This is a genomic window from Staphylococcus sp. HMSC62B09, from assembly GCF_001839115.1.
Classification (GTDB): domain Bacteria; phylum Bacillota; class Bacilli; order Staphylococcales; family Staphylococcaceae; genus Staphylococcus; species Staphylococcus haemolyticus.
The window spans coordinates 62,895-79,079 of the sequence record NZ_KV840149.1 but is presented as its reverse complement, the minus strand read 5'-3'; the positions used below and the strand labels follow the sequence as shown (position 1 = coordinate 79,079).

Below are 16,185 nucleotides of genomic sequence, written 5' to 3'. Positions count from 1 at the left end.
TGTAAAAAGTGTGATAACCTAGTTTTGTAAAATTCGTTAAATAAAAATTTAACAAACTTAACGGAGGTCGTTTGATGGAACTTGTAGAGAAATTGTCTAATCGTCAATATATCGATGGTGAATGGGTAGAAAGTTCAAATAAAAATACAAGAGATATTATTAATCCTTATAACCAAGAAGTTATCTTTACGGTTGCAGAAGGTACTGCTGAAGATGCAGAAAGAGCAATACTTGCAGCACGTCGCGCATTTGAAGATGCCGAGTGGTCACTAGAAACAAGTGAAGTCAGAGGTAAAAAAGTAAAAGCAATTGCGGATAAAATAACAGAAAACCGTGATGAATTAGCCAAATTAGAAACTTTAGATACTGGTAAAACGTTAGAAGAATCATATGCGGATATGGATGATATAGCTAATGTATTTACTTACTTTGCAGGTTTAGCAGATAAAGATGGTGGTGAAATGATAAATTCACCAATTCCTAACACTGAGAGTAAAGTAGTTAAAGAACCTGTAGGTGTAGTTACTCAAATCACACCTTGGAACTATCCGTTACTTCAAGCTTCATGGAAGATCGCACCAGCTTTAGCAACAGGATGTTCACTCGTTATGAAACCAAGTGAAATTACGCCATTAACTACCATTCGTGTATTCGAATTAATGGAGAAAGTTGGCTTCCCTAAAGGCGTTATCAACTTAGTATTAAGTAGCGGTGAGGAAATTGGAGATACGTTATCAGGTCATGAAGAAGTAGACTTAGTTTCATTCACAGGCGGAATTGAAACAGGTAAACATATCATGAAGAATGCGGCCAATCATGTAACTAACATCGCTTTAGAACTTGGTGGAAAGAACCCTAATATCATTTTTGATGATGCTGACTTTGAAGTTGCAGTAGATCAAGCGTTAAATGGTGGTTACTTCCACGCAGGTCAAGTATGTTCGGCAGGTTCACGTATATTAGTACACAACGATATTAAAGCTGACTTTGAAAAGGCATTAATCGATCGTGTCGGCAAAATTAAACTTGGTAATGGTTTCGATGATGATACAGAAATGGGACCAGTGATTTCTACAGAACATCGCAATAAGATTGAAGGTTACATGGAAATTGCAAAAGAAGAAGGCGCTACAATCGCGATTGGTGGTAAACGTCCAGAACGAGAAGATTTACAAGCTGGTTTGTTCTTTGAACCAACAGTGATTACAGATTGTGATACTTCAATGCGTATCGTTCAAGAAGAAGTCTTTGGACCAGTTGTGACAATTGAAGGATTTGATAGTGAAGAAGAAGCAATTAAATTAGCTAATGATTCTATTTATGGTTTAGCCGGTGCAGTATTCACTAAAGATATCGGTAAAGCACAACGTGTAGCTAATAAATTAAAACTTGGTACAGTTTGGATTAATGATTTCCATCCATACTTTGCACAGGCACCTTGGGGTGGCTATAAACAATCAGGTATTGGACGTGAACTAGGTAAAGAAGGCTTGGAAGAGTACTTAACTAGTAAACACATCTTAACTAACACAAACCCAGAACCAGTCAACTTCTTTAGTAAATAACAAGTCCATGCTAGAACTTTAGAGTCGTTATATTGATTAACTATGCGACTCTATTTATTTGAGTTATAAAGTTGTACGTATCGAACTTAAAACATGAAATAAAAAGACATAATAATCAATTTAAGGGAGGACGAATTTATAATGAGTAAAAAGAATTCATATGATTACGTCATTATTGGTGGCGGTAGTGCAGGATCAGTATTAGGTAATCGTTTAACAGAAGATAAAGATAAAGAGGTATTAGTGTTAGAGGCAGGACGTAGTGACTATCCTTGGGATTTATTCATTCAAATGCCAGCAGCATTAATGTTCCCATCAGGTAATCGTTTTTACGATTGGATTTATCAAACGGAAGAAGAACCGCATATGGGACGTAAAGTAGACCATGCACGTGGTAAAGTGCTTGGTGGCTCTAGTTCAATTAATGGTATGATTTACCAAAGAGGGAATCCAATGGACTATGAAGGATGGGCTGAACCAGAAGGTATGGAATCATGGGACTACGCACATTGTTTACCATACTTTAAACGTCTAGAGAAAACATACGGTGCTACACCATTTGATCAATTCAGAGGACATCACGGTCCAATTAAATTAAAACGTGGACCTGCAACAAATCCTTTATTCAAATCATTCTTTGATGCCGGTGTAGAAGCAGGTTACCATAAAACAAAAGATGTGAACGGATATAGACAAGAAGGGTTTGGACCGTTTGATAGCCAAGTGCATAATGGTCGTCGTGTTTCAGCATCAAGAGCTTACTTACACCCAGCAATGAAACGTAAAAACTTAACTGTTAAGACTCGTGCATTTGTCACTAAAATTCATTTTGATGGTAACAAAGCAACAGGGGTAACATTTAAACGTAATGGTAGATATCATACTGTTGAGGCTGGTGAAGTTATCTTATCTGGTGGAGCGTTCAACACGCCTCAATTATTACAATTATCAGGCATTGGTGACGCAGAATTCTTGAAATCTAAAGGTATAGAACCACGTATGCATTTACCAGGTGTTGGTGAAAACTTCGAAGACCACTTAGAAGTATATATTCAACACGAATGTAAAGAGCCTGTGTCACTTCAACCTAGCTTAGATGTTAAACGTATGCCATGGATTGGTTTACAATGGATATTCGCGCGTAAAGGTGCAGCAGCATCAAATCACTTTGAAGGTGGTGCTTTCGTAAGATCAAATAATCAAGTTGCATACCCTAACTTAATGTTCCACTTCTTACCAATTGCTGTAAGATATGATGGACAAAAAGCACCAGTAGCACATGGTTACCAAGTTCACGTAGGTCCTATGTATTCCAATTCACGTGGTAGCTTGAAAATTAAATCAAAAGACCCGTTTGAAAAACCAAGTATTGTCTTTAATTACCTTTCAACTAAAGAAGACGAACAAGAGTGGGTAGAAGCTATTCGAGTAGCCAGAAATATATTAGCACAAAAAGCAATGGATCCATTTAATGGTGGTGAAATTTCACCAGGACCATCAGTACAAACAGACGAAGAAATCTTGGATTGGGTACGTAGAGATGGTGAAACAGCATTGCATCCATCTTGTAGTGCTAAAATGGGACCTGCCTCAGATCCAATGTCTGTTGTTGACCCATTAACAATGAAAGTTCACGGTATGGAAAATTTACGTGTTGTTGACGCTTCGGCTATGCCTCGTACAACAAACGGTAATATTCATGCACCAGTTTTAATGCTTGCTGAAAAAGCAGCAGATATCATCCGTGGTAAGAAACCATTGGAACCGCAATATGTAGATTATTATAAACATGGCGTAAGCGATGAAAACACTGGCGCAATGGAATTTGATCCATATTACCAACACTAATTATAAAATACTATATTAATAATCTAGAACCAGTATAATTAATAAATCAATGTTACTTTACAAATTTGCAGTAGCTGACTGAATTGAGAAGGCGTTTAAATTAAGCTTTTATTAGTTCTAGTTATCCCTGAAGGGGGAGTGGGATAATGAATTCAAAATGAATTCTGACTCACTCCCCCTTTTCTATTTAACTTTTGATTTTAAACATTCAGAACAATATCACGTTATTAAAACCTTCTTAGTCATCAAAGTTTGATATTATAGATAGAAAGAAGTGATTGAGAAGGGCGGATGAATACCTCTTGAATACTAATTATGAAATCACGTTTGACACTAAGAAGGATGATATAGCCTCTGATTATTTATCACTTAATTTAATTTTAAAAGGTAAAGTCACATGTCAATGTGAAAATCAAAATAAGCACTATCATGTTGGAGATTTAATATTAATCAATAGCTATCAAAACTTTTTGATTTTAGAAGATTCAGATGTAATTTATATGTCGCTCCGACTGTCTAATAATTATTTTTCTCATTACATTGAAGATAAGAATATTTATTTTCATTTTGAATCGGTTCCTAAACAACAATCTAAATAATTAACGATAATCATTTTACAGAGGCGTATACAAGCATTTATCAAAGCTTGCATATGCTTCTTTTTTTCGGGAAAAGCAGACTATAAAATGGATGTAACATTGAATCATGTTTGGAACATATGAAACCGTGACACAACATTGTTAAAAGAGAAAAGCATATAATGAGGAAAAAGGAGTGGATATAATGATGAAAGAACTAGTAAAACGTCTACAAGAGAAAGAAGAAAAGATGATTGAAATTCGTAGACACTTACATGAACATCCAGAATTATCATTCCAAGAATCAGAAACACCTAAATATATTGCTGATTTCTATAAAGACAAAGATTGTGAAGTTAAAACAAATGTCGGTGAAAATGGTGTGAAAGTGACTATCGATAGCGGTAATCCTGGAAAAACAATTGCGATTAGAGCAGACTTTGATGCTTTACCAATCCAAGAAGATACTGGATTGTCATTTGCGTCTAAAAATGATGGTGTGATGCATGCATGTGGTCATGATGCGCATACCGCGTATATGTTAATATTAGCTGAAACGTTAATTGAAATGAAAGATCAATTTAATGGTAAAGTGATTGTTATTCACCAACCAGCTGAAGAAATGCCTCCAGGCGGTGCCAAAGGCATGATTGAAGATGGTGTGCTAGATGGAGTCGATCATGTTCTAGGTACACATGTAATGACAAATATGGAACCGGGTAAAGTGTTTTATCGTCCTGAAAATGTTCAAACAGGACGCTCATACTTTAAGTTAACGATACAAGGTGAAGGTGGTCATGGTTCATCACCTCATACAGCAAACGATGCGATTGTCGCTGGTGCTAACTTTGTTACTACTGCACAAACAATCGTTTCACGTCGCCTTAACCCGTTTGAAACAGGTGTTGTAACAATTGGCTCATTTGATGGTAAAGGTCAATTTAATGTCATTAAAGATAAAATCGAGCTTGAAGGTGATGTGCGTGCATTAACCGATGCTACACGTGATAAAATTGCTGACGAATTACAACAAATGGTCAAAGGTCTTGAAGCAACATTTGGTGTTAAATGTGACTTTGAGTTTAGTAAAGACTATCCGGCATTATATAATGACCCTGATTTTACAAATTATGTTGCAGAAACTATTAAAAAAGCTGATTTAGATGATGTAAAAGGGGTAGAAGAATGTGAAGCACAACCGCCATCAGAAGATTTCGCATTTTACGCTAAAACATTGCCAAGCACATTTATTTATTCAGGTGCTGCGCCTCAAGATGGAAAAGCGTATCCTCATCATCATCCTAAATTTAAAATTGATGAGAAAAGTATGTTAGTCGCAGCAGAAGCTGTGGGTGCAGTTGTGTTAGATTACTTAAATTCTAAATAAAAAATGCTTATCTCAACTTAGTCAACAAAACTTCAGAAATTGTTGGCTTTCCAGTACTAGTGTAAAGCTATGTATCATGATAGTATTAGCGTATATCTAAACACTGGGGTGAGATAATGAGTTTTTACGAATTTATGCAGGGATTTATTGGTGACCAAACCCCTTTAGGAGAACTTGCACATTGGATTAACCAAGATCAGTATTTTCCTAAGTATGAACGAATTTCTGATAACATACTTAGTTATTTTACGAAAATTACAACATTGGACCACGAATTTTTAGAAATCGTAAAGCGTTCTATCTCGCTTTATGAACTAAGCCAATTATAATAACAGAACGCATATAGATATACGAATTTAATAGTAGCTCAGTGCTAGTTTAGAAATGAAGGATAAGAATCATGATTTTAAATGATAGTTACAAAACTTATGTAGTAGAAGAAAAAAACGATAACACGATTTCAATAAAGAAAAATAATGATGAACATCAATATGATGTGTTAGAAGTGATTGATGATTTATCAAATGATTCTTTTTGTGTGTTAAATCATTTATTTATTAATGAAGGTATGGAAGATGAATTCGAGAAGAAATTCTTAGAACGTCCTAAATACTTACAAAATGTTCCAGGATTTAAAGCTTTAAGATTTTTACGTCCACAAGTAGCAAGACGACACTATATTATTTTAACTTTATGGGAAGAACGTCAGGCATTTTATGATTGGCAGAATTCTAATGAATATAGTCAAACCCATAAACATAGAGGCACTGAACGTGGTGTTGATCGCAACATTGTTAATCGTGATTTATCTTATAATGTGCGTATTGAGCTATCTGGTTTAGAGTCAAAATTAGATTTAAGTCATATTTTCTAGTACAGATATAAAGATTAAGCCAATGTCATTGTTATCGACATATGTGCTTAATCTTTTTCAATTTCAAACCAAATTGTAAAAACGTTTACATAAATTATTTTGATTTCATCAGACTAAAGCGTTTGATAAGATAATAAATAAGGTCGAACTGAAAGGGAGTATAGTAATGGATAATTCAAGTTTATTAGCACCAGAGACTTACAATATTGTTTCAGAAATAGAGAAACATGCTTCTAATACATCGAAGAAAGCCCTAATTTATGAAAATGGGGTAGACGAACCAATTACAGTGACATATTCAGAATTAATTAAAAATGCCAATAAAGTGGGACATGTCTTATTAAATCACGGACTTAAAAAAGGTGATAAAGTATTAATCATGATGCCGAGAGCAATTATGACATATGAACTATATCTTGCTGCATTAAAACTGGGTATTGCGATTATTCCTAGTTCAGAAATGCTAAGAACTAAAGATTTACAATATCGAATTACACATGGTGAGATTAAAGCAGTAATTGCTAAATCTGATTTTATTGAAGAGTTCAAAGGCGTTAAAGAGTATGACGCATTAACGAAATTTATTATTGACGGACACGAAACGGACTGGATTAATATTGAAGATGAAAAAACATCACAAAGTGATACGTTAGATATTGAAAAAACTTCAAGAGACGATTTAGCCATCTTATCATATACATCTGGAACGACAGGAAATCCTAAGGCTGTTACACATTCTCATGGTTGGGGCTTTGCACACATGAAAATGGCGCCGGAACATTGGTTATGTATTAAAGAAGACGACTTAGTGTGGGCGACAGCTGCACCAGGTTGGCAAAAATGGGTATGGAGTCCGTTCTTATCAATTATGGGTTCAGGCGCAACAGCATTTGTTTATAATGGTAAATTCAACCCTTCTCGTTATCTTGAATTACTACAAGGCTTTGAAATCAATGTCTTATGTTGTACACCAACAGAATATCGTATGATGGCGAAATTAGACAATTTACAAGAATATAACTTAGAACACCTTCACAGTGCTGTATCAGCAGGAGAGCCATTAAACCGTGAAGTTGTAGAACAATTCCGTAGTAACTTTAATTTAACGGTGCGTGATGGTTATGGACAAACAGAGAGTACTTTATTAATCGGGTTCCTAAAAGACACTAAATCACGACCAGGTTCAATGGGTAAAGAAATCCCAGGTAGCCGTGTTACTATTGTTGATGATGAAGGACAACCGGTTGAAACAAATGTTAAAGGAAATATTGCTTTGCCACTTGATTTCCCTGGTTTGTTTAAAGGTTATTATAAAGATGAAGAACGTACGAAAGCAGCTCAAGCAGGTGACTATTACATTACTGGAGACTTAGCGCATATAGATGAAGATGGCTATTTCTGGTTTGAAGGTCGACGAGATGATATTATCATCAGTTCAGGCTATACAATTGGACCGTTTGAAGTTGAAGATGCCTTAACAAATCACCCGGTCGTTAAAGAATGTGCTGTTGTAGCAAGTCCTCATGAAATTCGAGGCAACATTGTTAAAGCATTCGTTATTTTACAAGATAATTATCAAGGTAATGATGACCTTGTTAAAGAATTACAAACTTTTGCGAAGAATGAAGTAGCACCATATAAATACCCACGTGCAATTGAATTTGTAGACTCATTACCTAAAACAAATTCAGGTAAAATCCGTCGTGTTGAATTACGCGATGCTGAACGTGAGAAATATAATAAAGAAAATGGATTTAAATAATATCGATTTCAATGTATAAAAGACACCTCGTTAAATGCTTTGGTCATCTAACGAGGTGTTATTTTTGTGTATCAGTTTGTATTTGATTGAGTAATCGATACCAATTGATGAAGCATATTATCTTGCAGTATATCCACCGTCTACAGTTAATGTCGCACCTGTAATAAATCGAGTTTCATCACTTGCTAAGAATAATACTGCATTGGCAACGTCTACAGGTTCACCTAAATAGCCAATAGGATGGTGTTCAGACATTTTAGCAGTATAAGCCTCTAAACCACCTTCTGTTCTACATCGAGTTTTTTCACTAAAGGTGTTAATAATGTACCTGGATGTACATAGTTAACACGAATGTGATTTTTACCAAAGCTGATGGCATCTTGTCGTGTCATATTTGTAACATCACCTTTAGCAGCTGCGTATGGTGTGAGTTCATCTGTACCGACTAAACCTAAGATAGATGAGAAGTTGACGATTGAACCGCCACCGTTTTCACGTAAGAGTGTTACAGCATGTTTAGTACAGAAGAATACGCCTTTTACATCGACTGCAAATACTTGATCCCATTCTTCTTCAGTGAGTTGGTCTGTCGTTTTACCTGCACCAGTTATACCCACACAATTAATGAGTATGTCTAATTTACCAATATCACGCTTAATATGTGTAAATGTTTCATCAACACTAGCTTCTTTAGAAACGTCTAAAACATAACCATATACCTTTTGATTAGTTTCTTTAGAAAGTGTGTCAACCCGCTTGATTGACTACATCTTCTTTAAGGTCTGAAATGGTAACTGTTGCACCCTCTTCAACAAAACGCTTAGCAGTTTCGAAGCCCATGCCATCACCTGAATCAGTAATTAAAGCTACTTTGTTTTCTAGTCTCATAATAATCCTCTTTTCAAAAATAGTCTCATCACAATTTGATGGTATCATCGGAAATATATAATGTATAATGCATAATAATTATATTTTTATAACTTAAAGTTATGGTTTGAGGTGTAGCGTTTGGAGATTATAAAGCTCAAATATTTTAAAGTGGTAGCTAATATGAATAATATTACAGAGGCAGCAAAGCGACTGAATATTTCTCAACCAGCACTTAGTAAGGCGATTACATCAATTGAAGATGAGTTTGGTGTGGCATTATTTGACCGGAAAGATAGACATATCTACTTAAACCGATAGGGTGAATTAATGCTGAATTATATCGATAGTGCATTTAGGGAGTTAAATGAAGGTGAACGTATAATCAAAGAATTAACAGGTGTCGAAAGTGGTCAAGTTACTTTTGCAGTAACATTTCCATATGTCATGCCATTACTCATTCAAAATTACGTGTCACGACATCCCAATATTAAAATTAAGCAATATCAAGCAATATCTGAACGGGCACCTCATTTGATTTTAAATAACGAAGTAGATTTTGCTATATCATCTTTTAAAATTGAACATCGCGATATTAGTTGGGAACCTATCATACAAGATGATATTTATTTAACTGTTAGTAAAGAACATCCTCTCTCTCAATGTACTTCTCTTGAATTAACACAAATTAAAGATGAACGATTGATAGGTCAAATTGAAGGTTATGGTTTTCGAGATACGATAGATCACATTTTAAAACAAGAAGGGATTGTTCCTAATTATCAAGTAGAGGTTGAGGATTCGAGCGCTATCTTAAAACTAGTACCTATGAATATAGGCATCTCATTCACACCTAAACAAGCCTTAAGAAATTTGGATAAGCAAATTGTAGCAATACCTATTAACAATGAACATTGTTATAGGGAGATTGGTTTAGCTTATAAAAAATCTCATTACTTTACAGAAGTAGCGTGGTCATTTAAGACATTTGCGACTAATTATTTTCAAAATCATATCACTTAAACTGAATAATATATAAATAGTATGACACAATTAAAGCGTGCAAAACAGACTTTTAGTTATTCTTATAAGGCCGTTTTATGCTTTAATTGTGTCTTTTTTATAAATATTGAAACTAAATGTGATGTTTTTAATTGTATTTATTTCGATTTTATGACATACTCAATGATAATTAGTATGACATAATAATTAATTGAGGTGACATTATAATGACGAAATATATTTATGCTTTTGATGAAGGACAAAAATCGATGAAAGATTTACTTGGAGGTAAAGGTGCTAACCTATCTGAAATGAAACGTTTAGGTTTACCTGTGCCAGACGGTTTTACAATAACAACTGCCGCTTGTATTGAATACTTAAGACAAGGCAAATCATTATCAACTGATGTAAAAACACAATTAATTGATCATCTTGTTGACTTTTCAGAGAGAACTGGGAAAGCATTCTCATCAGATGCTAACTTATTACTTGTATCTGTACGAAGCGGTGCAAAAATATCGATGCCTGGTATGATGGATACAATTCTTAACTTGGGATTAAATGACGATAACGTAAAGAAACTTGCAGATAAAACAGGTGATGCTCGCTTTGCATATGACTGTTACCGTCGCTTACTACAAATGTTCGGTGAAGTGGTATACAACGTTCCGATGCAAGCATTTGATACATATTTTGAAGATTATAAACAACGTCACAACTTTGAAAATGACGCTGCAATTACAGCTGAAGGTTTACAAGAAATTTGTGAACGTTTCAAAGACATTTATATGGAAGAAGTTTATAAACCGTTCCCTCAAGAACCTTTGAAACAATTAGAAGAAGCAATCGAAGCGGTCTTTAAGTCTTGGGATAATGACCGTGCACGAATTTATCGTGATTTAAATGATATTCCACATGACATAGGTACTGCTGTTAATATCCAAGAAATGGTATTTGGTAATAGTGGTAATAATAGTGGAACAGGTGTTGCATTTACTCGTAATCCTGTGAGCGGAGAAAATAAATTATTTGGTGAATATTTATTAAATGCACAGGGTGAAGATGTCGTAGCTGGTATTCGTACACCAAAAGACATTTCAACTTTACACGATCAAATGCCTGACGTACATCGAGAATTTGTTGAAGTAACGAAACAACTTGAACAGCATTATAAAGATATGCAAGATATTGAATTTACAATTGAAAATGGAAAGTTATACTTATTACAAACTCGTAATGGTAAACGTACGGCACGTGCAGCAATTAAAATAGCAGTAGATTTAGTAGATGAAGGTGTCATTAAAAAAGAAGAAGCGATGTCAAATGTTGATGTGAAATCAATCGACCAATTATTACATCCTAATTTTGATGAAAAAGCATTAAAACAAGCAACTGAAATTTCAAAAATAGGTTTACCTGCAAGTCCAGGGGCAGCTACAGGGCAAATTGTATTTTCAGCTGAAGATGCTAAGGCACAAGTTGATGCAGGTAAGAAAGTTATCTTAATGCGTCCGGAAACGTCTCCTGAAGATATAGAAGGTATGATTGCGAGTGAAGCAATCGTAACAACACACGGAGGTATGACATCTCACGCAGCAGTTGTAGCTCGTGGTATGGGTAAATGTTGTGTGACAGGTTGTTCGGATTTAGAAATCAATACTGTAGCAAAGACAGTTTGCTATGATGGTGGGGAACTTCATGAAGGCGATACAATTTCAGTTGATGGTACTAAAGGTGACATCTACATAGGTGAGATTGAAACAGTCAGTGCTGAACACAGTGAAGAGTTCACTCAATTTATGGAATGGTCAGAGGATATTGCACGCTTGAATGTTCGAATGAACGCAGAGACGCCTCAAGATATTAAAGCGGGTTATGACTTTGGTTCTAAAGGTATTGGTTTAGTTCGTACGGAGCATATGTTCTTCGGAGCGGAACGTTTAGTTGAAATGCGACGATTTATTCTTTCATCTTCATATGAACAACGAGTAGAAGCTTTGAATAATATTCGTAAGTATCAAGTAGAAGACTTTGAAGCAATATTCCGATTATCTGGAGAGCGTCCTACAATTGTCCGTTTGCTTGATCCACCTTTACATGAGTTTTTACCTAATTCTGATGAAGATGTTGAAAATGTAGCACGACAACTCAACATTCCTAAAGAAGTATTGAATAAACGCATTGTAGATCTTCATGAAGTGAATCCAATGCTAGGACATCGTGGTTGTAGACTTGCAATCACATACCCTGAGTTATATGAAATGCAAGTTGAAGCGATTATGGGAAGCGTATTAAAACTTAAAAAAGAGGGTATAACATGTAAACCTGAAATTATGATTCCGCTAGTATCAACTGTGGAAGAATTCACAACGCTTAAAGAGAAATTGGTTAAAACCATTGAACAATTAGAGGATGAACAAGGTGACAGCGTACCATATTTAATTGGTACAATGATTGAAACACCGCGCGCATGTTTAGTAGCAGATGAATTAGCAAAACATTGTGATTTCTTTAGTTTCGGTACAAATGATTTAACGCAATTGACATTTGGTTTCTCAAGAGATGATGCAGGTAAATTTATAAATGTGTATACTGAAAGTAATATATTGAAGCTTGACCCATTCCAAACGTTAGATAGAGACGGTGTCGGAAAATTAATCGAAATTGCAGTTGAACAAGCTAAAAAAGTAAATCCGAAAATCAAAATCGGTGTATGTGGTGAATTAGGTGGAGATGCTAAGTCTATTCGTCGTTTCAATCAATTAGCGATAGACTATGTTTCATGCTCACCATTCCGAGTTCCAGGTGCAATTTTAGCAACAGCTCAGAGTCAAGCGGAGGAAAGCGAGCAGTAAAGTGAACGAAACTCAATCAAATGAACAAATTCTAAAGTTATTTATCGTATCAGATTCCATTGGCGAAACAGCACAACGAATGATTCATGCAACATTAACACAATTCCCTGATTTGCATAATGTTGAAATTAAGAAATTTCCATATATTAAAGATGAAGAGGAATTCTTAAATATTTTAAATTTAGCACGTGAACAACATGCGATTGTAGCGACGACGTTAGTAAGTGAATCCTTTAATGCATTGGGACATCAATTTGCACATGAACATGATATTCCTTATGTTGACTACATGTCTGATTTAATCAGCATTATTAAGAAGATAACACACAGTCAACCGCTTATGGAGAGCGGTGCGTTACGTAAATTAAATGATGAATATTTCAAGCGTATTGAAGCGATTGAATACTCTGTTAAATACGATGATGGTAAACATTTTACTGATATAGGTGAAGCGGATGCATTAATTGTTGGTGTGTCACGAACATCTAAAACACCATTAAGTATGTATTTAGCTAACAAAGGTTATAAAATAGCTAATATTCCATTGGTACCTGAAATTGAAATTCCTGATAATGTTTATAAACAAAAAGGGTTAAAAGTATTTGGATTAACTGCGAGTCCACAGTATATTGCAAACATACGAAAGAATCGTGCGGAAACGTTAGGTTTATCTAGTGAATCACGATACAATAACTTGGATCGTATTAAGAAAGAACTTGTATATGCTGAGGAAGTCTTTAAGAAATTAAATGCGACTGTTATCAATACGGAATATAAATCGATTGAAGAGTCAGCATTCTATATTGAGAAATTTTTACAACCTAAATTGTAATTGCAAGAATAAAGAAGTATTTGGTTACAGTTTTATAAGGTTAAAATGAGATGAATTTAAACACTTAGTTGCATATCTGTAACTAGGTGTTTTCTTATAAAAAATAGGTAGCGTTGATGCGTTCATTTTCATATAAAAAAATAATTTTAATTAAGTTTCGCAATTTACAATTTACCATATTTGTTTTAACATAGAAATGAAAGGCTTAACAATCTTTATATAAAAAGATATTACTTTATATTAGGGAGAAAGAGTAGTAAGTAATAGCTTTTTAGTTGTTAACTAATAAATTTGGAGAGGTGTACAACCATGGCAGAATCAAAAGACGTCATTTTAATTGGTGCGGGTGTCTTAAGTACAACATTTGGTTCTATGTTAAATGAGCTTGAGCCTAATTGGAATATCAAGCTTTATGAACGTATGGATCGACCAGGTCTTGAAAGTTCTAATGAACGCCACAACGCTGGTACTGGTCATGCTGCACTTTGTGAATTGAACTACACTGTTCAACAACCTGATGGTTCAATTGACATTGATAAAGCAAAAGAAATCAACGAAGAATTTGAAATTTCAAAACAGTTCTGGGGTCACTTAGTGAAAGCAGGACATATTGAGAATCCAAGAGAATTTATTAATCCTCTTCCACACATTAGTTTTGTTAGAGGCGTTAACAATAAAGAATTCTTGAAGAAACGTTATGAAGCAATGAAACAATCACCAATGTTCGATAACATCGAATATACTGAAGACATTGAAGTAATGAGAAAATGGATTCCATTAATGATGCAAGGTCGCGTTGATGACGGCAAAATGGCTGCTAGTAAAATCGACGAAGGTACAGACGTTAACTTTGGTGAATTAACACGTAAAATGGCACGTCACTTAGAGTTAGACGAGCATGTTGAAGTTAAATATAGTCACCAAGTACTTGATTTTGAACGTTTATCAAATGGTAAATGGCAAGTTAAAATCAAAGATCTTAAAACTGGTAGCGTATTTGAAGAAGTTACTGACTATGTATTCATTGGTGCAGGTGGTGCTGCAATTCCATTACTACAAAAAACAGGCATCCCTGAAAGTAAACATTTAGGTGGATTCCCTATTACTGGTCAATTCTTAGCATGTACAAATCCACAAGTAATTGAAGCACATGATGCGAAAGTATATGGTAAAGAACCACCAGGTACACCACCAATGACAGTACCTCACCTTGATGCTCGTTATATCGAAGGTAAACGTACGTTATTATTTGGACCATTTGCAAACGTTGGACCTAAATTCCTTAAAAATGGCTCAAACTTAGATTTATTCAAATCTATCAAACCTTATAACATTACAACGATGTTAGCTGCTGCAGTTAAAAACTTACCATTGATTAAATATTCATTTGATCAAATTATCATGACTAAAGAGGGTTGTATGAACCATTTACGTACATTCTACCCTGAAGCTCGTGATGAAGATTGGGAATTATACACAGCAGGTAAACGTGTACAAGTAATTAAAGATACTGAAAAAGAAGGTAAAGGATTTATCCAATTCGGTACAGAAGTGGTTAACTCTGAAGATCATTCAGTGATTGCTTTACTTGGTGAATCACCAGGGGCATCAACTTCAGTATCAGTAGCTTTAGAAGTTCTTGAGAAAAACTTCCCAGAACAAATCGGCCAATGGAATGCTAAAATTAAAGAAATGATTCCATCATACGGTCAATCATTAATTGAAGATGTTGAATTAATGAGAAAAATACGTCGTCAAACGTCTAAAGATCTTGAATTAGGATACTATGAAGACGCTAAATAAGATGTGTTAATAATAAGTAAGAGTCGCTTGAGAGTTTATAGCTCAAGCGACTCTTTTTTAACTTTCTATAGGTATAAAGAAGTTGGCGTATTTATAATGATAAACAATCTTTGAATAATCAAAAGGTAGTCCTTTATTAGTGTAAAAGGTTAAATCATGACGCATACAAGGATCATTTGGATTGAGATCCAATTGTGGTGCTTCACGTTCAGTAAGAAAATCAATATAGAAATAGATATCAGAAAAACCGATATTAATCTTAAGCTGTGCTTGAAGATAGTCGAATATTGAATGTTCTGCACTGTCATGATCAAGGTGCGTAACTAATGTTTTATTGAAGTAAGATGTTTCAATACATAAAGGGTTATGATCTAAATAGCGAATACGTTCGACATAATAAACTTCTTCATCTTGTTCCGTTAAACGTAAGTGCGCTCTTACTTCATCATTAGGTTTTATCGTTTCAAACGTTAAAACTTTACTTGTGATTTGATGGCCTTGCAGATTATCTGAGAAACCCTTTGTTTTCAAAAGGTTGATATACCCTGATTTATTTTTATTTCGTACATAAATTCCACTGCCTCTTGTTTGGAAAATCATACCATCTCTTTGGAGTATCGCTAATGCTTTAATGATGGTACTTTTGCTAACCTCATATCGTGCTTTTAATTGTTCGACACTTGGAAGTTTATCACCAACATTATATTCATCATTTGCAATGGCACTTGTAATATCTTGAGCAATTCGTTCGTACTTTAACATCATTTGACTCCCTTAATGCGTAATTTATTTTTATTATAACAAATGTAAAA

At 34.7% G+C, this 16,185-nt stretch carries 15 protein-coding genes; 11 read left to right on the top strand and 4 right to left on the bottom strand.

Features of this window, described 5'->3' with window-relative positions:
- The first annotated feature begins 74 nt into the window (after positions 1–74).
- The 6 genes from betB (at position 75) to mbcS (ending at position 8,014) form a co-directional block, all read left to right on the top strand.
- Positions 75–1,565 (top strand): betaine-aldehyde dehydrogenase, encoded by a 1,491-nt coding sequence (gene betB / locus HMPREF3265_RS07040; RefSeq protein ID WP_070580998.1) that lies wholly within the window; start codon positions 75–77, stop codon positions 1,563–1,565.
- 141 nt (positions 1,566–1,706) lie between these two features.
- A complete protein-coding gene (gene betA / locus HMPREF3265_RS07035) occupies positions 1,707–3,413 on the top strand; it encodes a choline dehydrogenase (protein ID WP_070580996.1) in 1,707 nt (568 codons plus the stop codon).
- 783 nt (positions 3,414–4,196) lie between these two features.
- The gene (locus HMPREF3265_RS07025) at positions 4,197–5,378 is read left to right on the top strand and encodes an amidohydrolase (protein WP_070485287.1); all 1,182 of its coding nucleotides are present in this window, start codon (positions 4,197–4,199) and stop codon (positions 5,376–5,378) included.
- Between the two features lie 116 nt (positions 5,379–5,494).
- Positions 5,495–5,707, top strand: coding sequence for a YozE family protein (locus HMPREF3265_RS07020; protein ID WP_070485289.1), 213 nt, complete (start codon positions 5,495–5,497; stop codon positions 5,705–5,707).
- 71 nt (positions 5,708–5,778) lie between these two features.
- Positions 5,779–6,252: an antibiotic biosynthesis monooxygenase family protein gene (locus HMPREF3265_RS07015; RefSeq protein WP_070580993.1), complete on the top strand. Its 474-nt coding sequence runs from the start codon at positions 5,779–5,781 to the stop codon at positions 6,250–6,252.
- A 166-nt stretch (positions 6,253–6,418) separates the two neighbouring features.
- On the top strand, positions 6,419–8,014 hold the full coding sequence (gene mbcS / locus HMPREF3265_RS07010) for an acyl-CoA synthetase MbcS (RefSeq protein WP_037551533.1): 1,596 nt from the start codon (positions 6,419–6,421) through the stop codon (positions 8,012–8,014).
- Positions 8,015–8,131: 117 nt separating this feature from the next.
- Here the strand turns inward: mbcS and HMPREF3265_RS12730 are convergent, their stop codons facing one another.
- From HMPREF3265_RS12730 to HMPREF3265_RS12720, 3 genes are read right to left on the bottom strand one after another with little or no spacing between them, the layout of a single operon-like run.
- A complete protein-coding gene (locus HMPREF3265_RS12730) occupies positions 8,132–8,269 on the bottom strand; it encodes an SDR family oxidoreductase (protein ID WP_218085721.1) in 138 nt (45 codons plus the stop codon).
- A 17-nt stretch (positions 8,270–8,286) separates the two neighbouring features.
- Positions 8,287–8,775, bottom strand: coding sequence for an SDR family NAD(P)-dependent oxidoreductase (locus HMPREF3265_RS12725; RefSeq protein WP_218117582.1), 489 nt, complete (start codon positions 8,773–8,775; stop codon positions 8,287–8,289).
- Positions 8,762–8,902 (bottom strand): hypothetical protein, encoded by a 141-nt coding sequence (locus tag HMPREF3265_RS12720; RefSeq protein ID WP_218085300.1) that lies wholly within the window; start codon positions 8,900–8,902, stop codon positions 8,762–8,764. Before HMPREF3265_RS12720 ends, HMPREF3265_RS12725 begins: the two co-directional genes overlap by 14 nt.
- Positions 8,903–9,022: 120 nt before the next feature.
- Here HMPREF3265_RS12720 and HMPREF3265_RS07000 point away from each other — a divergent pair, with 120 nt between their 5' ends.
- From HMPREF3265_RS07000 to lqo, 5 genes are all read left to right on the top strand, one after another.
- Complete coding sequence (locus tag HMPREF3265_RS07000) at positions 9,023–9,202, top strand: helix-turn-helix domain-containing protein (protein ID WP_070440913.1); 180 nt, start codon at positions 9,023–9,025, stop codon at positions 9,200–9,202.
- 9 nt (positions 9,203–9,211) lie between these two features.
- Entirely contained in the window at positions 9,212–9,904 is a 693-nt protein-coding gene (locus HMPREF3265_RS06995) for a LysR family transcriptional regulator substrate-binding protein (RefSeq protein WP_070580991.1), read from the top strand.
- A gap of 206 nt (positions 9,905–10,110) precedes the next feature.
- Entirely contained in the window at positions 10,111–12,738 is a 2,628-nt protein-coding gene (gene ppdK, locus HMPREF3265_RS06990) for a pyruvate, phosphate dikinase (protein ID WP_070632631.1), read from the top strand.
- A 1-nt stretch (position 12,739) separates the two neighbouring features.
- Positions 12,740–13,570 (top strand): pyruvate, water dikinase regulatory protein, encoded by an 831-nt coding sequence (locus tag HMPREF3265_RS06985; protein WP_037551536.1) that lies wholly within the window; start codon positions 12,740–12,742, stop codon positions 13,568–13,570.
- A gap of 309 nt (positions 13,571–13,879) precedes the next feature.
- Positions 13,880–15,373, top strand: coding sequence for an L-lactate dehydrogenase (quinone) (lqo, locus tag HMPREF3265_RS06980; RefSeq protein ID WP_033079707.1), 1,494 nt, complete (start codon positions 13,880–13,882; stop codon positions 15,371–15,373).
- A 57-nt stretch (positions 15,374–15,430) separates the two neighbouring features.
- Here lqo and HMPREF3265_RS06975 read toward each other — a convergent pair whose 3' ends face one another.
- Positions 15,431–16,135, bottom strand: a complete 705-nt coding sequence (locus tag HMPREF3265_RS06975) for a GntR family transcriptional regulator (protein WP_048668171.1) — start codon at positions 16,133–16,135, stop codon at positions 15,431–15,433.
- Positions 16,136–16,185 lie beyond the last annotated feature (50 nt).